Source organism: Polaromonas aquatica (assembly GCF_050626995.1).
GTDB lineage: Bacteria > Pseudomonadota > Gammaproteobacteria > Burkholderiales > Burkholderiaceae_C > Polaromonas > Polaromonas aquatica_A.
Genome location: NZ_CP192467.1, coordinates 1988703 through 2009574, shown reverse-complemented (window position 1 = coordinate 2009574; position 20872 = coordinate 1988703). Strand labels below are relative to the sequence as shown.

The window sequence follows — 20872 nt, the reverse complement described above, 5'->3', positions numbered from 1 at the left end:
ATCGACCACTGGAGACAAACCATGAAAAGACGCCTTTTTACCGCCGCCGCACTTGCCGTTTCCACCCTGGCTTCGGCCACCTCGGCACTGGCCCAGGACAACACCTTCAAGATCGGCCTGATATTGCCGATGACAGGCCAGCAGGCCACCACGGGCCGGCAGATCGAAGCAGCAGTGCGTCTTTATATGGCGCAGAACGGTGACAGCGTGGCGGGCAAAAAAATCCAGCTGATCGTGAAGGACGACACCTCGCTGCCGGACACCACGCGCCGTCTGGCGCAGGAACTGGTGGTCAATGACAAAGTCAATGTGCTGGCGGGCTTTGGCATCACGCCCTCGGCGCTGGCCACCGCGCCCATTGCGACGCAGTCGAAGACACCGATGGTGGTGATGGCCGCAGCAACGTCCAGCATCACCCAGGCCTCGCCCTACATCGTGCGCAGCAGCTTCACCCTGCCGCAGGTCTCGGTCGCATTGGCCGACTGGGCGCCAAAAAACGGCATCAAGAAAGTGGTCACGCTGGTGTCCGACTACGGCCCCGGCATCGATGCCGAGAAATACTTCAAGGACCGCCTGACCTTCAACGGCGGCCAGGTGACCGACGCGCTGCGTGTGCCGCTGCGCAATCCCGACTTCGCACCCTTCCTGCAAAAAGTGCGCGACAACAAACCCGATGCGCTGTTCGTCTTCGTGCCCTCCGGCGCGGGCGCCGCGGTGATGAAGCAGTTCCTCGAGCGCGGCCTGGACAAGGCCGGCATACGGCTGATCGCCACCGGCGACGTGACAGACGACGACCAGCTCAACGACATGGGAGACGGCGCGATCGGCGTGGTGACCTCTCATCACTATTCGGCGGCGCACCCCTCAGCCATGAACAAAAGATTCGTGGAAGCTTTTGCCAAGGCCAACAAGGGCCTGCGTCCCAACTTCATGGCCGTGGGCGGCTATGACGGCATGCGGGTAATCTACGAGGCACTCAAAACCAGCAAGGGCCAGGGTGGCGGCGACGCGCTGCTCGAGGCCATGAAAGGCCAGCTGTTTGAAAGCCCGCGCGGCAAGATCTTCATCGACGCGCAGACGCGCGACATCGTGCAGGACGTCTACCTGCGCAAGGTCGAGAAGAAGGACGGCCAGCTTTACAACGTGGAGTTTGACGTGATCAAGGACGTCAAGGACCCCGGAAAGAACAAGTAACCCCCGAAGCGCCGCTTCGCGGCGCCTCCCCCTGCTGGGGGCAACCTCTGCGGCCCGGCAAAAGCCGGTTCCGCGCCGTTCCTTGCGAAGACAAATGCTCACGATCCTTTTCGACGGTATCGCTTACGGCATGCTGCTGTTCATCCTGGCGGTGGGCCTGGCCGTGACCATGGGCTTGATGAATTTCATCAACCTCGCGCATGGCGCCTTCGCGATGGCCGGCGGCTACATCACCGTGCTTCTGATGCAGCACTTCGGCATTCCTTTTTTGCTGTGCCTGCCGCTGGCCTTCTTAGGCTCGGCGCTGCTGGGCGCGGTGCTGGAGCGCACGCTCTACCGGCCGCTCTACAACAAGCCGCACCTGGACCAGGTGCTGTTTTCCATAGGCCTGGTGTTCATGGCGGTGGCTAGCGTGGATTACTTCGTGGGCTCGACGCAGCAGATCATCCAGTTACCCGAATGGCTCAAGGGCCGCACCGAGATCGGCAGCGGCGCCTGGATGCTGGGCATGGGCCACTACCGGCTGTTCATCATCGCAGTGTGCGCAGCGTTGACGGTGGGCCTGCAGTACCTGCTGGCGCGCACGCGCTTCGGCAGCCGCTTGCGCGCGTCGGTGGACGACCAGCGCGTGGCGGCCGGCCTGGGCATCAACGTCAACCTGGTGTTTCTCTCAACCTTCGCCGTGGGCTCGGGCCTGGCCGGCCTGGGCGGCGCGCTGGGCGCCGAGGTGCTGGGCCTGGACCCGAGCTTTCCGCTCAAGTTCATGATTTATTTCCTGATCGTGGTAGCCGTGGGCGGCACCTCGTCGATCACCGGCCCGCTGCTGGCCGCCCTGCTCCTGGGCATCGCCGACGTGGCGGGCAAGTACTACATTCCCAAGCTGGGCGCCTTCATCGTCTACAGCCTGATGATCGTGATCCTGATCTGGCGGCCGCAAGGCCTCTTCGTGCGCAAGGGTGGCAAATAGCATGGGCAACACGCAGACATCGCTGCTCAAAAGCAGCCGCTGGAAGCCCTGGGAACCAGTGCTCTGGCTCCTGGCCTTCGCCGCACCGGTGCTGATGCCCAGCCATGCATCCATCATCAATGAGATCGCCATCGTCGCGCTGTTCGCGGTGTCGCTGGACCTGGTGCTGGGTTACACCGGCATCGTCTCGCTGGGCCATGCGGCCTTCTTCGGCATAGGCGGCTATGCGGCGGCGCTGTTCGCCAAGCTGGTCATGCCCGACCCGCTGGTGGGCTTGGCCGTGGGCATCACCACCGCCACGCTGCTCGGCGCCCTGTGCTCGCTCACCATCCAGCGCGGCAGCGACCTGACGCGGCTCATGGTGACGCTGGGCGTGGCGCTGATCCTGCTGGAGCTGGCCAACAAGCTCGACTGGCTGACCGGCGGCGCCGACGGCCTGCAAGGCGTGGTCATGGGCCCACTGCTGGGCCGCTTTGAATTCGACCTCGCGGGCCGCACCGCCGCCTACTATTCGCTGGTGGTGCTGCTGGTGCTGTTCGTGCTGATGCGCCGACTGGTGCATTCGCCGCTGGGCGCGACGCTCAAAGCGATACGCGACAACCGCCTGCGCGCCATGGCCATCGGCATCCCGGTGGCGTCGCGGCTGGCGGTGGTCTACACGGTGGCTGCGGGCGTGGCCGGCGCGGCCGGCGCACTGCTGACGCAGACCACCGGCTTCGCCTCACTGGATCTGTTCGAATTCCACCGCTCGGCCGACGTACTGCTGATCCTGGTGGTGGGCGGCGTAGGCTGGCTGTATGGCGGCGTGGCCGGGGCCATTGTGTTCAAGCTGATGCAGGATGCGCTCTCGTCCATCACGCCGCAGTATTGGACCTTCTGGATTGGCCTCTTCCTGGTGGTGCTGGTGCTGGTGGGCCGCGAAAGGCTGGTCCGGCCCTGGACCTGGCTGCCGCAGCGCCGCAACGGAGGCCGCCCGTGAGCGACCCAACGCATGACGCGGTGCTGTCCGCGCAAGGGCTGGTGATGCGCTTCGGCGGCATTGCGGCCACCAACAACGTGAGCCTGAACCTGCGGCGCGGTGCGCGCCACGCCTTGATAGGCCCCAACGGCGCAGGCAAGACCACGCTGGTCAACCTGCTGACGGGCGTGCTGCAGCCGACCGAGGGCCGCATCCTGCTCGAAGGCGAAGACATCACGCGGCTGGCGCCGCACCAGCGCGTCAAGCGCGGCATGGTGCGCACCTTCCAGATCAACCAGCTCTTCGACTCGCTGACGCCTTTGCAGACGCTGGCGCTGGCCATATCGCAGCAAACCGGCCTGGGCGCGAAATGGTGGCAGCCGCTGGGCCGCAACCGGGCCGTGGCTGAACGCTGCGAACAATTGCTGGAGCAGTTTCACCTCGCCGAGGTGATGGATCAACCGACCCGCGTGCTGGCATACGGCAAGCGCCGCCTGCTGGAGATCGCCGTGGCGCTGGCCTGCGAGCCGCGCGTGCTGCTGCTGGACGAGCCCGTGGCGGGCGTGCCGGCCGGCGAACGCGAGGAGCTGCTGCAAACCGTGGCCGCGCTGCCGGCCGACGTATCGGTGCTGTTGATCGAACACGATATGGACCTGGTGTTCAGCTTCGCCACCACCATGACGGTGCTGGTCAACGGCACGCTGCTGACCGAGGGCACGCCCGAACAGATCGCGGCCGACCCGCAGGTCAAGGCGGTTTACCTGGGCCATGGAGAGGAACATGGGGAGGAGATGGCCCATGGCTGAGCTGCTCGAGGTTGACCAGCTGCGCGCCGGTTATGGCGAAGCCGTGGTGCTGCACGAGGTGTCTTTCACGCTCGGTGAAGGCCAGACGCTTGCGCTGCTGGGCCGCAACGGCACCGGCAAGACCACGCTGATCAACACGCTGGCCGGTGCGACGCGGCAGCATGGAGGAGCCATTTCATTCGGCGCGGGCGCAGCGATGGTCGCACTGCACCGGCTGCCCTCGCACGAACGCGCAGCGGCCGGCATAGGCTGGGTGCCGCAGGAACGCAACATCTTCAAGTCGCTGACGGTGCACGAGAACCTGACTGCGGTGGCCCGCCCGGGCAAATGGAATCCTGACGGTGTGTACGCCATGTTCCCGCGCCTGGCCGAGCGCAAGGGCAACCTGGGCACGCAGCTGTCGGGCGGCGAGCAGCAGATGCTGGCCGTGGGCCGGGCGCTGGTGCTGAACCCGAAGCTGTTGCTGCTCGACGAGCCGCTGGAAGGCCTGGCGCCCATCATCGTGGAGGAGTTGCTGCGCGCCATCCGCCGCATCACGCGCGAAGAAGGCCTGAGCGCCATCATCGTGGAGCAGCACCCGCAGGCCATTTTGGCCATTTCTGACAGCGCCGTGGTGCTTGACCGGGGCATGGTGGTTCATGCGGGGACGGCCCAGGCTCTGCGCGACCAGCCGGAGCGCCTTGATCATTTGCTGGGTGTCGCGCGCTGACATGCTATATAGCTGTTCAGCATTTCCCGCTTAAATCGCACAAAAAACGTTTACGCACCGTTATCGTGAAACAGCTGCCGGTAAAGCGGTTTTCTGTGCTGAAAAGTCAAAGGCAAAGCACCTTTTTGCGTAGATTCACTTACTAGGGTTTTCCCGTCCAACGGCCTACAATCGCTGACCTTACAAAAAATTGACGGTCGCCCCGACCGTTCCGCTGGAGACCTTGCTGATGCCGATACCCACCCCCGCGACACCCGCTGACCGTGAAGAAAAACGCGCCGAACTGCGCCGCGCAGCGCTTGAATACCACGAGTTTCCAACACCGGGCAAGGTTGCCATCGCGGCGACGAAGCAACTGACCAACCAGCGTGACCTGGCATTGGCTTACTCCCCCGGTGTCGCGGCGCCTTGCGAAGAAATCGTCAAAGATCCCAATAACGCTTTCAAATACACCAGCCGCGGCAATCTGGTGGCAGTGGTCACCAATGGCACCGCCGTTCTGGGCCTGGGCGACATTGGCCCACTGGCCGCCAAGCCCGTCATGGAAGGCAAAGGCGTTCTTTTCAAGAAATTCGCTGGCGTGGATGTCTTTGACATCGAAATCGACGAAAAAGACCCAGCCAAGCTGGTTGACATCATTGCCTCGCTGGAGCCGACCTTCGGCGCCATCAACCTCGAAGACATCAAGGCACCCGATTGTTTCTATGTGGAGCGCGAACTGCGCAAACGCATGAAGATCCCGGTGTTCCACGACGACCAGCACGGCACGGCCATCACCGTGGGTGCTGCGGTATTGAATGCCCTGAAGATTGTTGGCAAGGGCCCCGGCCAGGTCAAGCTGGTGACCTCCGGCGCAGGGGCAGCGGCGCTGGCTTGCCTGAACCTGTTGCTCAAGCTGGGCATCCAGCGCGAAAACGTGTTTGTGACCGACTTGGCCGGTGTGGTGTATGAGGGCCGCACCGAGCTGATGGATGAAGACAAGATCCAGTTCGCGCAGAAAACCGACGCGCGCACGCTTGCCGACGTCATTGCCGGCGCAGACATCTTTTTGGGTCTGTCGGCTGGCGGAGTGCTCAAGAAGGACATGGTCGCCAAAATGGCTGCCAAGCCCATCATCCTGGCGCTGGCGAATCCCAATCCGGAAATCACGCCCGAAGACGTGCGCACCGTGCGTGATGACGCCATCATGGCGACCGGCCGCACCGACTATCCCAACCAGGTCAACAACGTCCTGTGCTTTCCCTATATTTTCCGCGGTGCCCTGGATGCCGGAGCCTCCACCATCACCGTGGAGATGGAAATCGCCGCGGTTCACGCCATTGCCGAGTTGGCTCAGGCCGAGCAGAGCGAAGTCGTGGCGGCCGCTTATGTGGGCGAAAAGCTTGCGTTCGGTCCGGAGTACCTGATTCCGAAGCCCTTCGATCCGCGTCTCATGATGAAGATCGCACCTGCGGTGGCTCAAGCTGCCGCCGACAGCGGGGTGGCCTTGCGGCCCATCCAGGATATGAATGCCTACCGCGAGAGGTTGCAAAGCTTTGTCTATGCCTCGGGTACGGTGATGAAGCCGATTTTTGCGGCCGCCAAGGCTGCCAGCCGCAAACGCGTGGCCTACGCGGAAGGCGAAGAGGAGCGTGTATTGCGCGCCTGCCAGATTGTGGTGGACGAAGGGCTCGCGCGCCCGACACTGATTGGCCGACCCGCCATCATTGCCCAGCGCATCGAGAAATTTGGCCTGCGCCTGAAGGAGGAGCTCGACTACGACGTGGTCAACGTCGAGCAGGACCATCGCTACCGGGACTTCTGGCAAACCTATCACCGCATGATGGAGCGCCGCGGCGTCACCGTGCAGATCGCCAAGATCGAAATGCGCCGCCGCTTGACGCTGATTGCCGGCATGTTGCTGCACAAGGGCGACGTGGATGGTTTGATCTGCGGCACCTGGGGCACGACGGCTCACCACCTGGACTATCTCGACCAGGTAATCGGCAAGCGTGAAGGCGTCAATACCTATGCCTGCATGAATGGCCTGCTGCTGCCTAACCGCCAGGTTTTCCTGCTCGACACGCATGTCAACTGCGACCCGACGGCCGAGCAGCTGGCGGAGATCACCACCATGGCGGCCGAGGAAATGATGCGCTTCGGCATCAAACCCAAGGCGGCCTTACTGTCTCATTCGAATTTCGGCTCCACCAATTCGCCGAGCGCACTGAAGATGCGCCGCACGCTGGAATTGCTGCGCGAAAAAGCGCCCTGGCTTGAGGTTGACGGGGAAATGCACGGTGACATGGCGCTGGACGCCGATGCGCGTGCCCTCATCATGCCGAATAGCACGCTGACGGGAGAGGCCAATCTGCTGGTCCTGCCCAATATTGATGCAGCCAATATTTCGTACAACCTGCTGAAAACAGCGGCAGGCGGCAATATCGCTATTGGCCCGGTTTTGCTGGGGGCCAACAAGCCCATGCATATCCTGACCGCCACGGCAACGGTGCGCCGTATTGTTAACATGACAGCTCTGACGGTAGCGGACGCTAACGCCGGCCGGTAAGCCAAAATTAGATAGCTAGTACTAACTTAAAGTACGAATAATCCCTACCTTTGCTGCCTAAATTTTCAGCATCCACTTGCGTTTTTTGCTCACATGCGGCAAACTACCACTCTTGAAATTTAAGGGTTAACCCGAAAAAATAGGCGGGTAACTCCGGATTCGAGAAAAGGTTTTTCATGTTGCGCAATGGGTGGGCGGCCAAAACGGTCACATTGCTGATTTTGGCAACCGGTCTGGCCGGGTCAATCCCCAGTGTGGTGCAGGCAAGAGGCCAGGTTCCGATCGGAACCATAGCGGCCGTGCAATTGCCTCCCCAGGGACGCGACATGATGGTGCTGATCTACCAAGGCGGGCCTTTCAGGCATGAAAAGGACGGCGTGGTATTTAGGAACCGGGAACGCCTTCTACCGGCTCAAGATCGCGGTTATTACCGTGAATACACCGTCAGAACGCCCGGTGAACGCAGCCGGGGAGCCCGGCGCATTGTTTGTGGTGGCTTGAAACCCGTCGCGCCTGATGCCTGTTATTACACCGACGACCACTATGCGAGTTTTCGCAGAATCGTTCAATAAATTGAACTGTGGTCGTTATTTTGAGTTTTTGACTTAAGAGAAAGAGTAGCGGAGATGGATACACCACTTCGTCGGGACAACGAAACGCCATTGCGCAAGGACGGTGAAACGCCCTTGCGAGGCGTGCGTCCCAATATCGTTCAGTCCATACGGGCTTTCCGGGTGCAGGACCTGCAAGATGCAGCGACACATCTAAACCAGCATTTTCTGTATGCCAACCTGGGCAATGCCCAGAGCAAGCAGGATGTGCTGGACATGATTGCGGCGCAATACACTTTCCCTGCACACTTCGGCAAGAATTTCGACGCGCTGTATGACTGCATGACGGATCTGGTTCACAAATCAGGCCCGCAGCCAGGCTTCATCGTCGTGCTCGAGCAGATTCCGGCGAATGCCAAATTTGACAAGGAAGCGCGCGAGCAGTTGCTCGACATCTTCCGGGATGCCTCGGACTACTGGGCGGATCGCAAGATACCGTTCAGATGCTTCTATTCTTTTCTGTAGCCCGCTCCCCAGACATCGGCCAAGGGGATCGGGCGAATGAGGCCCAGCAAGCAGTTGCAGAAGGTGAAGAAGTCATGCCTACCGACAAACTGGTAGACGTGTCGCCATTGGCGCTGCGCATGAGCAGCCCATTTAACGCGGGTTACTGGCTCGCAGCTGCTTAAAGCAAAATCATATGGTCGCCGCAGGCGCCCGCAAAAAAGCCCGTCTCTGACGGGCTTTTTTTATACCGAAACACCGGCCGTTCAGGTCTGCAATGCTTGTGCCAGGGCTACGTATTCGTCCACCGACACCTCCTCGGCACGGCGCTGCACGTCAAAGACGCCACCAAAGCCCCGCGCGGTCAACCATTGCCCCAACGTGTGCCGCAGCAGCTTTCGGCGCTGGCTGAAAGCCACCTGCACCAGTTCGCTAAGCAGCTTGACGTCCAATACCACAGGCGCTGCATGCGGCATCATGCGCACCACCGCGCTGTCGACACGCGGTGGCGGGTCAAAGCTATGCGGCGGCACGAACAGGACATTTTCCATCGCGTAACGCCACTGCAGCATCACGCTAAGCCGGCCATAGTCGCTGGTGGCCGGCTTAGCTACCATCCGGTCTATTACTTCCTTTTGCAACATGAAATGCTGGTCTTCTATGACCTCCACCGCATCCAGCAGGTGAAACAGAATGGGCGTGGAGATGTTGTATGGAAGATTGCCGACCACACGAAGTTTCTGCCCATCGGCGCAGGCCGTCTGCGCCAGCTGGCGAACATCCACTTTCAACACATCGGACTCGACCACGGCAAGCTGGGGATGCAAGCGTAACTGGCGGGCAAGATCGCGGTCCAGCTCGATGACCGTTAAATGCCCCACCCGCTCGACCAGAGGCTGCGTCAACGCTGCCAATCCGGGACCAATTTCCACCATGGCCTGCCCGGGCCGCGGGGCGATCGCCTGCACAATTTCCTCAATGACGCCTCGGTCCGTCAGAAAATGCTGGCCAAAGCGCTTGCGTGCAATATGTTTCACATCGGCGGCGGGACTAAGCCGACAAGCGGGTAAAAAAACAGGACTGGCTCTCCGGAGAAATCGCCCTGGAAATTGGCTCGCCAGGCGTGGCAGGTAAGGCTAGAGGGAATACGAGGATCATCTTCATAGCTGCGGTGCTTCTCGGTATTCCACATAGGCACGACCCCGGATTTCTTGAACCCACAACGCGTAAGCTTCGGTTTGTTTTTTCTCGCGCAGTACACCGCGCGCCATCTCGCGCTGTTCACGCTGCGAGAGTTGGGTCTCGCGGCGTTCCAGCACCTGAATAAGATGGACGCCAAACCGGGAAACCACGGGGTCGGCTATTTGGTTAGGCGCCAGTCCGTTCATAACGTTCTCGAACTCAGGCACAAACATGCCAGAGCTTGCCCAGCCGAGGTCACCCCCCTCCTTGGCCGAAGCATCGTCACTGTTTTCGCGGGCAAGCGCCGCGAAATCGGCCTGCCCGGCCTGGATGCGTTTTTTGAAACCAGCCAGCTTTTCTATGGCGGCGGCTTCACTGAGTTGCGGCGTCAACCGGAGAAGGATGTGTCTGGCATGGGTTTGCGTCACCATCATGCCCGGCATGCCACCCTGCCGTTTTTCGATGACCTTGAGGATGTGAAATCCCGCCCCACTTCGCAATGGCCCCGCCAAGCCCCCCGCCTGCAGTTTGCTTGTCGCGGCCACAAAGAGGTCCGGATAGCGGTCCGCTGTGCGCAACCCCATCTGACCACCTGAGGCGCGGGTGGGCGATGCGGAGGTTTCGGCGGCCAGGGCGGCAAAGTCGGTGCCACTACGGGCTCGATCCAACACCTGCTGGGCCTTCACCTGCAGCGCTGCGACCTGATCAGGCGTAGCATTCTCCGGCACGGCCACCAGAATTTCTGCGAGGTTGAGAGCAAGCGAAGACGAAGGCGCGCCGCCTTCCTGGTCGCGCAGAAATTGATCGATTTCCTGCTCCGTGACCGTCGCGCGCGATTCCAGCTCACGCTGGCGCAAGCGGGTGACCAGCAACTCGTCCCTCAGCTCAGAACGGAACTGGGTATAGTCGATGTTGTCCGCCTTCAGGCGGCTGCGCAACTCGCTGACTGAGATCTGATTTTGATTGGCAACAGTCTGGATCGCGGCCTCAACGGCGTTGTCATCCACCCTCAGGCCGGAGGAACGAGCCATTTGCAGTTGTGCCTTGTCACTGATCAAGCGCTCCAGGATTTGTCCCACCAGTTCACCACGCGGCGGCACTGCAGCGCCCATTTGAAGCATTTGTTGCTCAGTACGAACCAACTTGCTGCGAACTTCATTGTTGGTAATAGGTTCGGAGTTGACCACCGCAACAATGAAGTCAGCCTGCCGTTGCCCGCTTCCCTGCACCGCCGCTCCGGGGCCGGAAGCCGCATCGGGCAAGCGCAACGTACCGGAGGGCCGCAGCCCTTGAGCCAGCGCCCCTGCCACCACCAACAGCGTCAGGGTCATCACAGCAAGCTGAGCCGGCTTCAAAAAAAACTCTGGAACAACACGAATATTAGTCATAAGTAGTAAAACGGCTTGGCGTACTGGTATTCTCACGCAGATATTGGTAACGCGGAACGTTCGATTTCAGCGTTTCCAGGGGGTTGGAACCGAGACGTGAGAATCCGACCAGTTCAAGCTGGAACAGGATTTTGGTATCGGCGCTTCCGGTCCCCGTTTGAGAACGCTGCAGCACAACGCGCCCTATCCAGCAGCAGCCATCGTATTCAACGCCGATGATCGAATCAACGAGTCTTTTATCCCGCATGCTGTAATTCAGCCGGCCAACAGCATAGTAACGGCCTGCTCCCTGCCCTTGCCCGGGGCCCAGGTCCTTCCCCTTGTCGCCCCACAAATCATTGATGGGCCACTGCCACCCCACATCAACTTGTTCACTGACATTGCGCTGGCGCCGGAACGCAGCACTGATGACGCGGTAACCGCTAGGGTTGTAGCGCACGCTGATAGAGGTCCGCTCAGACTGCTTGGTCTTGGGGTTGTACTGCACCGTGCTGTCGAAAGACCACTGCGGCACCCAATTGATGGACGCGCCGACGAGCAAGTCGCTGATACGGTCAGTCACCGGCAGCGCCCCTGGCAAGGTGACCTTCTGATCCTCAAAGCGCAGGCGCTGCGCAATACCAATACGCACAGCCTCCGCGCCGGTCGCAGGATCCAGCAAGCGCGAGGTGACACCCAAGGTCAGCAGGTTGGCGTCAGAAATACGGTCATTGCCGACGAACGCGTTTTCGGTAAAGACCGTAGCAAAGTTGAAGTCGTTAGACCCAGAATCGTAGTTCGGCAGAAGGCTCTGGTCACGATAGGGCGTACGCACATAAAAGGCCCGGGGCTCCAGGGTTTGGGTGAAGCTCCGCCCCAGGAATTCGGCGCTGCGTTCGAATTGCACGCCACTGTCCAGGCTAAAGGTGGGGACCACACGCGACGCTGTTTTTGCGCCATTGGGCAGTGCTGAATCAAACGTGTAGCTCGCCGCATGCAACTGCACTTTAGGCGTGATGTAACCCGCGGGCAGCAGCCAGGGGCGGCTCAGTTGCAGCCGTGTGAATGCCCGATCACTGTTAGGCTGCTTTGTAAGCTGACGGTTTGCGGAGAACCGGGTGAGATCCCCTTCCACCGACCAGTCAAAACCATTACCCAATCCCGCCACAGGCGCGTCCACACGGGTATAGGCCATCGCAAATTGGGGTAGGCGGTCGTAAGGCGGAATAATGGGCGAGGTGACATCCTGCAAGGTCTGCCACTTGAGTGTCCGCATGGACGAGGAAAAAAATCCACGACTCCAGGACAAAGTCGCATCTTGAGGCAAAAGGCGCGGAGTGGTCGCCCCTTTAAGAGCCGGAAAGTCCCGCCAATAATCGCTATCACTCACCCGGGTCATATTAAGGTTGATACCCAGGTCTCCCACGGATGACAGGCCGCTACTGATAGCGCCGCGATGCTGATAACCGTAAGACCAGCGGTCACGGTTGCGCAACTTGTCTCCGGGTAAAAAGCTTCCTTGCAGTTCGCCGCTGTACTTTTGCTCCAGGTAACGGAATTCCCCGGCGAAATCCACACCACGCTTGAGCATAAACGTCGGGGAAAATGTCGCGTCCCGGTTGGGCGCAATATCAAAGTAATAAGGCTGCTTGTACTCAAAACCATTCAATGACCCCATCCCGACGGAAGGAGGTAGAAGCCCTGACTTGCGCTTGTCGCTTAGCGGGAAACTCACCTTGGGGAATGCCAGGATGGGCACATCCTTGAAACGCACAACGGCTCCATTGGCTACCCCCACCTCACGCTCCAAGTCAAACTCAAAGCTTCGGGCACGCAGCACCCAGGAAGGCTCCCAACTCGCCTCGTCATCGCGCTCGCAGGTGGTGTAACTGGCCCGTTGAGCGGTCAGGTGACCTTCATCGATGAAATCAATTCGCCGGGCCTGACCATTACCCCCATTGCTGAGGAAACGATAGCTTGGCGTCGTGAAAAAACCTTCGAACCGATCTAGCTTGATCTCCAGTTCGGGGCCCTCAAATCTGTTGCCGGCCCGGTTGATGCGGACATTGCCGCGGCTTTTGAGCTGGTCTTCGGGCTGGTAGTACTCGATGCGATCCGCGCGAATGGAGGTGGCCCCGCGGCGCAGTTCAGCGTTGCCGTCAATGACAGTCTCAAGATCCGGCCGTCCTGAAATCCGGTCGCCAAAAACAAACGTGGGGCCCCTATCCTGCGGATCACTGGACACTTCTTCGGCCAACTGGGGCGAAGACTTGAGTTTGGGCGCATCACCTGCAGGCTGGCCCGCAACCTGCGCCGCGGAAGCCCCCTGTAAGGGAACAGGCGACTGGGGCCCAACCTGGGCGTGCGCCCTCCCGGCACCGGTCATCCCCAGTGCTGCGCAAACCACCAGCGTGGAGACAGCTTGCGCTATCGGGGAAAGAATAAAAGGCGAAGGGGATGCGCGGTGCATCGTTTATGTGAGATAAACCCGTTTGTAAAATCAGGCCTGATTATCCATGACCCTCCATCTCCTCCCCGCGCTGCCAGACCGGGGAGCTACCGCAGGACGGCCAAAGGCCTCGCAAACATGAATCTCCCCCCCATTGCCTGGGCCGACCCCGCTCGTGCCAGCGCCTTCTCCAACTGGCTGGCCGCTGCCGCTAACCAGCACCGGCTAAGGCCCGACACGGTCAGGCTGGCTTCTGCCGACGCCAGTTTTCGCCGCTACTTCAGGGTAGACGCCGCAGCAGGCAACGCCAGCTATATCGTGATGGACGCCCCACCCGCACAAGAGGATTGCAAACCATTTGTCAAGGTGGCCGGCCTGATGGCCGACGCCGGCTTGACGGCCCCGCGTGTGCTGGCGTGGGACGAGCCGCTGGGCTTCATGCTGCTAAGCGACCTGGGCGCGCAGACCATGATGGAGGCACTCACCCCGCCCGCTGAAGTAGACGCAATTGCAAGCCCCGCCCCCGCACACTACGACCTGTATGTGGACGCGATCGAGGCGCTGGTGCGCTGGCAACTGGCTTCGCAACCTGGCGTGCTGCCTCCCTATGACGACGCTTTGCTCTCGCGCGAGCTGGCGCTCTTTCCCGACTGGTATGTCGCCAAACACCGCGGTATCGCGCTGGACACCGGCCTTCAGGACAAACTGAACGTCATCTTCGAACAGATTAAGGCCAGCAACCTGAATTCGCTCGATGGCGCACGGGTCTACGTACACCGCGACTTCATGCCTCGAAACCTGATGATCACCCAGCCCAGCAACGCAGGGGGCATGCAATTTGCCGACGGGCTGCCCCCAGGAAACGAGCCCCGAAACATGGCGAACAGGGGCAGCGTAGTACGCGAAGCGACAAGCGTGGGAGCTCCACCTTTAGGCGTGCTGGATTTTCAAGACGCGGTCTACGGCCCCATTACCTACGACATCGCCAGCCTGATGCGCGACGCCTTCCTGACCTGGGAAGAAGATTTCGTGCTGGACATCACCGTGCGGTACTGGCAAAAAGCCCGCAAGGCGGGGCTTCCGGTCGGCGATGATTTCGGGGAGTTCTACCGGGCCGTGGAATGGATGGGCCTGCAGCGCCACCTCAAGATTCTGGGCATTTTTGCGCGGCTCACACTGCGCGACGGCAAGCCCAAATACCTGGCCGACACGCCCCGCTTCATCAAGTACGCCCGCAACACCGCCGCGCGCTACCGGCAGCTCGGGCCGCTGATGGTGCTGCTTGACGAAATCGAAGGCAACGAAACCCGTGTGGGCTATACATTTTGATGAAGAATACGACTCTAGCCCGGACAAGCATTGGACTTATCGCTATTATTTTGATAGCAAAAACACTCTTGCACCGCCACATCGCTTCAAGGCCCGTCCCGTGACCGCCCGCTTCTACGCCGACATCGCTCTCGCGCCCGGCAGCTCCGTCAGCCTGCCCGCGCATGCGGCGCGCCATGTGCAGGTCTTGCGCATGCAGCCCGGTGACGCACTCACGCTGTTCAATGGCCGGGGCAACGGCCAACCGGGCAGCGAAGGCGAATTCGCCGCCACCATCGAACGCATGGGCCGCAGCGACGTCGAAGTGATGGTCGGTGCCTACACCGCCACGGCGCGTGAGGCCGGCCGTGCCGTCCACCTCGCCGTCGGCATGCCGGCCAATGAGCGCATGGACTGGCTGATCGAAAAAGCCGCCGAGCTCGGTGTAGCCAGCATCCAGCCCCTGATGAGCGAACGCAGCGTGCTGCGCATCAAAGGTGAGCGTGCCGACAAAAAGCTGGCGCACTGGCGCGGCGTGGCTATCGCCGCCTGCGAGCAATGCGGCCGCAGCCGCGTGCCGCTCATCCACGACGCCGCCAACCTGGCCGACTGGCTTAAAGGGGCGGGGCATGGCACCACCCAAGGCGGCACCCGGTTGCTGCTGTCGCTGCAGGACGGCACCCTGCCGCTGGCCAAAGCAGTCGCTGCTGCCGGCAGCGGTGCGCTGACTTTCCTGAGCGGTCCCGAAGGTGGCCTTAGCCTCGCGGAGGAAGCGGCAGCCATCGCCAGCGGTTTTGCACCCGTTAGCCTGGGGCCGCGCGTGCTGCGCGCCGAGACCGCGCCGTTGGCCTGCCTGTCGTTGCTGGCACTGGCCTGCGCCTGACCCCGCTGATCCACGGCAAAGGTATCACAACGCTCACGTAAGATGGCGTTGGCGCGATGAGCCGGGAAACTGGAAATACACACAGCCCCGCAACGCCGCTTACAACATCAACCCTTCGAGAGGAGTGTCATGGACTGGTACCTGAAAGTAATGAAGAATTACTTCAACATCGACGGCCGTGCGCGGCGCACCGAGTACTGGATGTACTTTTTGGTGTACATCGGCATCATCATCCTGGCTGGCATCCTCGACGCCATCATCGGCCTGGGTCTGGTCGGTCTTCTCGTGGCGTTGGGCCATCTGATTCCCAGCATTACCGTCGGCGTGCGCCGCCTGCATGACATCGGCCGCAGCGGCTGGTTTTTGCTGATCGGGCTGATCCCCTTCATCGGCTGGATCATCCTGCTGTACTGGGCGGTGAAAGAGGGCGACCCCCAGGACAACGCCTACGGCAGCAACCCCAAAGCCGCCTGACGGGGCGATCAGCAAGGCGCAGCAGCCATGAACCGTAACCTCTGGCTGCTGGCCATCTGCCAAGGCCTTTTTCTCACCAACAACGTCACCTTTATCGCCATCAACGGCCTGGTCGGCCTGAACCTGGCGCCGCTGGGCTGGATGGCCACATTGCCTGTCATGGGTTATGTGGTGGGCGGGGCGCTATCCACTTCCGTGGTGGCTCGCACGCAAACACGCTTCGGGCGCAAGATTTCTTTCCAGTTAGGCCTGCTGGTCGCCGTTGCCTCGGCCCTGCTGTGCTGCTATGCGGCGTACAGCAAAAACTTCTGGTTGCTGGTGGCGGCCACGGTGGTGGCAGGCTACTACGCCGCCAATGCGCAGCTCTACCGCTTCGCCGCGGCAGAACTTGCCCTGCCGGCCTTTCGTGAAAAAGCCATTTCGCTGGTCATGGCCGGCGGCCTGCTGGGCGCCGTCGCCGGGCCCAACCTGGCAGCCCGTACCCGGGAATTGACTGATACCCCTTTTGCCGGCGCCTACCTCGCACTGGCTGGTGTGGCGCTGCTTTCGATGGCACTGCTGGGCTTCATCCGCTTTCCGCCGCCACCCGAGGCACATGCGGCCCGGGGAGGGCGGCCACTCAGCGAAATCATGCGGCAGCCGGTCTTTATTGTGGCCGCTGCTGCGGGCGCCCTGGGCTTCGGCGTCATGAATCTCCTGATGGCTGCCACGCCGATTGCCATGCAGGTCTGTGGGTTGCCGTTTTCCAGCGTTGCGCTGGTTCTGGAGTGGCATGTGATCGGCATGTTTGCGCCGGGGTTTTTCACCGGCCACCTGATCCGCCGATTCGGCATCCTGCCCATCATGGCGGTGGGCGTGGCGCTCAACGTAGCGTGCGTGCTGATCGCGCTCTCGGGCGTGGAACTCAAGGAATTCCTGGTCGCACTCTTTTTGCTGGGCCTGGGCTGGAATTTTCTTTTTACCGGCAGCACCACGCTGGCCCTCACAGCGTATCGCCCTGAGGAAAAAGACAAGGCGCAGGGTGCGCTCAATTTCTGCATTTTCGCCGTGCTGGCGATTTCTTCGCTGGCCTCCGGTGTGCTGGTCACCACGCAAGGCTGGGCGCTGCTGAACATGGGCTCCCTCCTGCCGCTGGGGCTGACCGCAGCGGCGCTGGCCTGGCTCTCACTGGGCCAACGCAAGGCCCAAAAAATCTGAGCCCTTTTGCTTTCCGGGCTTCCGATACTGCCGGACTCTGTCAAATACCTCACAGCGAAGGCCAGGCTCCAAGGACAAACCATGGTGAGGACCCGATGGACAGCTGGATGCAGCTCCAGGCTAAGCCTCCGTCTTTCGCCGGGGGCGCTATTAATTTAATAGCTACTTGTGCCCGTGTTGACTGGGCTAACGAAGGCTTCCCCCAAGATTCTCTTACACGCTAAAAGCGGGCGTCCAGCCAGGCCTTGAGCGTGTCGAACACCGGCGCCGAATCGGTTTCGTTGAATATCTCGTGGTAGAGGCCCTCAAAGCAGCGCGTGGTCACCGTCCCGGGCATGACATCCCGTGAGTTCGCGGCGCTTTCCGCAAAAGCACGGCTGCCCGCCTGGTCGACCAGGCGGTCCGTGCCCGCATACATCAGCAGCGTCGGCGTGCGCCAGCGGGCGGCGGCCGCTATGGTCGCCGGGCCGGCCGTCGCGATGAACTTGCCCAGCCGCGGCGAAATCCTGTTGTGCACCTGCCGGTCTGCCAGGTATTTCCTGACCACCTCGGGGTCGTGCGAGAGGTAGTTCGGATCCAGGCCGTTGCCCACGCACAGGTTGGGCGCCAGTTTCGGCATGAACGCCAGCAACAGTTTTTGCAGAGGACCCAGGCCGGCATCCAGCGCCGGCGAGGACATCACCAGGCCGTCGACGGGGCGCATGCCCAGCGAGACAAAACGGCTGGCCACCAGGCCGCCCAGGCTGTGGCCCAGCAGGACGATCGGAAGCTGGGCGGATTCCGGCGCTGCGGATTCCCGCACCAGGCGCATGCAGCGCAGCCGCGTGTCGTCGACTACCTCGGCCAGGTCGTCGAGCAAGGTGCTGTCATGGGGCAGCACACCCCGCGCGCCGCCCGACTCGCCATGGCCACGCTGGTCGTAGGCGCGCACGGCGAAGCCCCACTCCATCAGTTGGCGCGCGACATGGTCGTAGCGCAGAGCGTGTTCACCCAGGCCATGCACTAGCAGCACGACGGCACGCGGCGGCGGCGCGTACGGGCCCATTTCGTCGGCCCAGGCGTCCAGCGGCCACTCGTAGAGGGCCAGGTTCTCGCCGTCGCGGGCGGTGAAGGGGGCTAGGATGGTCGAATGCATGCGGCGGCGAAAGCCTGGCCTGGGGCAAGCGTACGCGGAAGCCCGCGATGCAGGAAAGAGGAAAGACTGCGCACCCGAGTCAACCGGGGACGCGGGCCATCACATGCGCAACCGCTGCGGTCAGCTTTTTGGCATAGGGCACGTTCAGGAATTCGTTGGGGCCGTGGGCATTGCTCTTGGGGCCCAGCACGCCGCAGACCATCATCTGCGCCTTGGGAAAACCCTTGCTCAGCATGTTCATCAGCGGAATGGTGCCGCCCTGGCCGATGGTGCCGCAAGGTGCGCCAAAAAAGCTCTGCGACGCGTCGTTGAGCGCGTTCTCGAACCAGGGCACAGTGCTGGGGGCATTCCAGCCGGTCGCGCCGCCATTGCTTTCGAAAGTCACCTTGGCCTGGTAGGGCGCATTGTCTTCCAGCAATGTCTTGAGTTCCTGCACTGCCGCGCCGGCATCGATCAGGGGAGGGAAACGCAGCGAGAGCTTGAAAGCGGTGTAAGGCCGCAGCACATTGCCGGCGTCCTTGAGCGCCGGAAAGCCCTCGGCGCCCGTCACGCTCAGCGTGGGGCGCCAGGTGCGGTTAAGCAGGGCTTCGACCGGGTCGGTGGTGGTGGGCAAGGCGAAGCTGCTGGAGCCTTCGCAGTCGTAATGCGCCCACGGAAAGCGCTTGTAGATTTCCTCACCGAGGATTTTGGCGGTAGCCTGCGCCTGGGCCAGGCGGTCGGCCGGGATTTCGCAATGAAAGCTCTGCGGCAACAGGCGCCCGGTCTTGCTGTCCTCGAGGCGGTCCAGCACCTGTCGCATGATGCGAAAGCTCGAGGGGACCAGGCCGCTGGCGTCGCCGGAGTGCACACCTTCGGTGAGCACCTCCACCTTGAGCACGCCGGCCGCATTGCCGCGCAGGCTGGTGGTCAGCCACAACTGGTCGTAATTGCCCGCACCGGAATCCAGGCACACCACCAGCGCGACCTCACCGAGGCGTTCGCGCAGTGCGTTGACGTAGGGCAGCAAATCGTAGGAGCCGCTTTCCTCGCAGGTCTCGATCAGGCCAACGATGCGCGGGTGCGGAACGTTCTGGCTTTTAAGCGCCTGCACTGCGGCGATGCTGGCGTAGACGGCATAACCGTCGTCGGCGGCACCGCGGCCGTAGAGCTTGCCGTCCTCGTACTTCGCCGTCCAGGGGCTCAGGTCATTGCGCCAGCCGGTGAATTCGGGTTGTTTGTCGAGGTGGCCGTACATCAGCACGGTTTGCGTCGAATCGGCGCGCGTCGCCGGGATTTCAAAAAACAGCACCGGGGTGCGGCCTTCGAGGCGCACGATTTCCAGCGTGAGGCCCTCGACCTTCTGCGCCTCGACCCAGGCCGCCGCATTGCGCATGACGGTGTCGATGAACCCGTGCTGGGCCCAGTCGCTGTCGAAGGTGGGGGACTTGGCGGGAATGGAAATGTAGTCGGTGATCTGTTTGACGATGTCACCGTCCCACTGGGCCGTCACCTGGGAAAGGGCCTGGGCGGCGTTGAGGATGCTGGCGGGGATTTCGCGGTGCAAGGGGGCGTTCATGGAAGGGCTCCGGGAGGAAATGTCGGCTTTTCAGGGCGGCTTTTGGCCGCGACAACTGCTACTGTACGCTTCCGACACAGACCGCGCCACCGGCCAGGGGAAGACCCGCAATTGGGGAATTCAACCTACAGCGCCCACGGCCGGCCAGAGCAAAGATAACTTCACCATTTCTCCCCTTATCGGACGAGATTGAACGAGAGAACCGACCAGCAAGCACGGAGCCGCCATGACACCAGCCAGCCGCACCCCAGCAAGCCCCGCCCCGCCGGCCCATTCCCGCATACGGGCGGGCGTGGGCGGCTGGACTTTCGAGCCCTGGCGCAGCAATTTCTTTCCGCCCGGCCTGCCGCATAGCCGAGAGCTGGAATACGCCAGCCGCAAGCTCAGCGCCATCGAGGTCAACGGTACCTACTACGGCACGCTCAAGCCTGCGAGCTTCAAAAAGTGGCACGACGAGACGCCCGATGACTTCATGTTTTCCCTGAAGGCTTCACGCTACGCCACCAACCGCCGGGTGTTGGCGGAGGCAGGCGAATCCATCCAGCGTTTCGTTGACAGCGGCATCGGCGAACTGGGCCGCAAATTGGGTCCTATCGTCTGGCAGTTCATGCCCGGCAAGGTGTTTGACGCGGAGGATTTCGAGGCGTTTCTCGCGCTCTTGCCCAAGCAGGTGGGTAGCCATGCACTGCGCCATGTGGTGGATGTGCGCCATGAAAGTTTCATGTCGCCCGACTACCTGGCACTGGCACGGCGTTACAAGGTAGCCACGGTCTTTACCGACGCTGACAAGTTCCCGTCTTTTGCGGATCTCACCGGTGATTTTGCCTACGCCCGTCTGATGATGAGCGACGCCAACCTGGAAACAGGCTACGAAGAAAGCGCACTCGACGCGTGGGCAGAGCGCGCGCGGCAGTGGGCGGCGGGCACAGCGCCACATGACCTGCCTGCGCTGGAAGACACGCAGGCAAAGGGCAAGCCGCGCGACGTGTTTGTGTATTTCATCAATGGCGCCAAAGAAAGGGCACCGGCGGCCGCCATGGCTTTTTTAAACCGGCTGGGCTTTGAGCCCGCTGTGTAGCCCGCAG

At 61.7% G+C, this 20872-nt stretch carries 18 protein-coding genes; 13 read left to right on the top strand and 5 right to left on the bottom strand.

The genetic code is table 11. The features are described from left to right. Positions 1-21: 21 nt before the first annotated feature. From ACQ4MS_RS09610 to ACQ4MS_RS09575, 8 genes are all read left to right on the top strand, one after another. Positions 22-1194 (top strand): ABC transporter substrate-binding protein, encoded by a 1173-nt coding sequence (locus ACQ4MS_RS09610; protein WP_431099235.1) that lies wholly within the window; start codon positions 22-24, stop codon positions 1192-1194. 94 nt (positions 1195-1288) lie between these two features. Continuing rightward, positions 1289-2161 (top strand): branched-chain amino acid ABC transporter permease, encoded by an 873-nt coding sequence (locus ACQ4MS_RS09605; protein WP_431099234.1) that lies wholly within the window; start codon positions 1289-1291, stop codon positions 2159-2161. Position 2162: 1 nt separating this feature from the next. Further along, positions 2163-3140, top strand: coding sequence for a branched-chain amino acid ABC transporter permease (locus ACQ4MS_RS09600; RefSeq protein ID WP_431099233.1), 978 nt, complete (start codon positions 2163-2165; stop codon positions 3138-3140). Between the two features lie 44 nt (positions 3141-3184). Further along, complete coding sequence (locus ACQ4MS_RS09595; protein WP_431099565.1) at positions 3185-3925, top strand: ABC transporter ATP-binding protein; 741 nt, start codon at positions 3185-3187, stop codon at positions 3923-3925. Beyond that, entirely contained in the window at positions 3918-4634 is a 717-nt protein-coding gene (locus tag ACQ4MS_RS09590) for an ABC transporter ATP-binding protein (RefSeq protein WP_431099232.1), read from the top strand. Before ACQ4MS_RS09595 ends, ACQ4MS_RS09590 begins: the two co-directional genes overlap by 8 nt. Before the next feature lie 229 nt (positions 4635-4863). Then, the gene (locus ACQ4MS_RS09585) at positions 4864-7182 is read left to right on the top strand and encodes an NADP-dependent malic enzyme (RefSeq protein ID WP_431099231.1); all 2319 of its coding nucleotides are present in this window, start codon (positions 4864-4866) and stop codon (positions 7180-7182) included. Positions 7183-7358: 176 nt separating this feature from the next. Beyond that, complete coding sequence (locus ACQ4MS_RS09580) at positions 7359-7754, top strand: ribonuclease domain-containing protein (protein WP_431099229.1); 396 nt, start codon at positions 7359-7361, stop codon at positions 7752-7754. Positions 7755-7808: 54 nt separating this feature from the next. After that, a complete protein-coding gene (locus ACQ4MS_RS09575) occupies positions 7809-8258 on the top strand; it encodes a barstar family protein (RefSeq protein ID WP_348050784.1) in 450 nt (149 codons plus the stop codon). Positions 8259-8503: 245 nt separating this feature from the next. Here the strand turns inward: ACQ4MS_RS09575 and rsmA are convergent, their stop codons facing one another. The 3 genes from rsmA to ACQ4MS_RS09560 all read right to left on the bottom strand — a co-directional run bounded on the left by rsmA (position 8504) and on the right by ACQ4MS_RS09560 (position 13256). After that, positions 8504-9274, bottom strand: a complete 771-nt coding sequence (gene rsmA / locus ACQ4MS_RS09570) for a 16S rRNA (adenine(1518)-N(6)/adenine(1519)-N(6))-dimethyltransferase RsmA (RefSeq protein WP_431099228.1) — start codon at positions 9272-9274, stop codon at positions 8504-8506. 123 nt (positions 9275-9397) lie between these two features. After that, positions 9398-10807: a peptidylprolyl isomerase gene (locus ACQ4MS_RS09565; protein ID WP_431099227.1), complete on the bottom strand. Its 1410-nt coding sequence runs from the start codon at positions 10805-10807 to the stop codon at positions 9398-9400. Further along, entirely contained in the window at positions 10800-13256 is a 2457-nt protein-coding gene (locus ACQ4MS_RS09560; RefSeq protein ID WP_431099226.1) for an LPS-assembly protein LptD, read from the bottom strand. Before ACQ4MS_RS09560 ends, ACQ4MS_RS09565 begins: the two co-directional genes overlap by 8 nt. Before the next feature lie 117 nt (positions 13257-13373). On the opposite strand from ACQ4MS_RS09560, the gene ACQ4MS_RS09555 reads away from it, so the two are divergent. The 4 genes from ACQ4MS_RS09555 (at position 13374) to ACQ4MS_RS09540 (ending at position 17097) form a co-directional block, all read left to right on the top strand. Next, positions 13374-14564, top strand: a complete 1191-nt coding sequence (locus tag ACQ4MS_RS09555; protein ID WP_431099225.1) for an aminoglycoside phosphotransferase family protein — start codon at positions 13374-13376, stop codon at positions 14562-14564. A 100-nt stretch (positions 14565-14664) separates the two neighbouring features. Next, positions 14665-15426 carry a 16S rRNA (uracil(1498)-N(3))-methyltransferase gene (locus tag ACQ4MS_RS09550; protein WP_431099224.1) on the top strand — a complete coding sequence of 254 codons (762 nt, stop codon included), beginning with the start codon at positions 14665-14667 and terminating at the stop codon, positions 15424-15426. A 129-nt stretch (positions 15427-15555) separates the two neighbouring features. Then, a complete protein-coding gene (locus ACQ4MS_RS09545; RefSeq protein WP_431099223.1) occupies positions 15556-15900 on the top strand; it encodes a DUF805 domain-containing protein in 345 nt (114 codons plus the stop codon). 27 nt (positions 15901-15927) lie between these two features. Beyond that, positions 15928-17097 carry an MFS transporter gene (locus ACQ4MS_RS09540; protein ID WP_431099222.1) on the top strand — a complete coding sequence of 390 codons (1170 nt, stop codon included), beginning with the start codon at positions 15928-15930 and terminating at the stop codon, positions 17095-17097. A gap of 220 nt (positions 17098-17317) precedes the next feature. Here the strand turns inward: ACQ4MS_RS09540 and ACQ4MS_RS09535 are convergent, their stop codons facing one another. Next, positions 17318-18232 carry a lysophospholipase gene (locus tag ACQ4MS_RS09535; protein ID WP_431099221.1) on the bottom strand — a complete coding sequence of 305 codons (915 nt, stop codon included), beginning with the start codon at positions 18230-18232 and terminating at the stop codon, positions 17318-17320. Positions 18233-18311: 79 nt separating this feature from the next. Next, positions 18312-19787, bottom strand: a complete 1476-nt coding sequence (locus ACQ4MS_RS09530; protein WP_431099220.1) for a M20 family metallopeptidase — start codon at positions 19785-19787, stop codon at positions 18312-18314. 226 nt (positions 19788-20013) lie between these two features. Between ACQ4MS_RS09530 and ACQ4MS_RS09525 the strand changes: the two genes are divergently transcribed. Then, positions 20014-20865: a DUF72 domain-containing protein gene (locus tag ACQ4MS_RS09525; protein ID WP_431099218.1), complete on the top strand. Its 852-nt coding sequence runs from the start codon at positions 20014-20016 to the stop codon at positions 20863-20865. Positions 20866-20872: the final 7 nt, after the last annotated feature.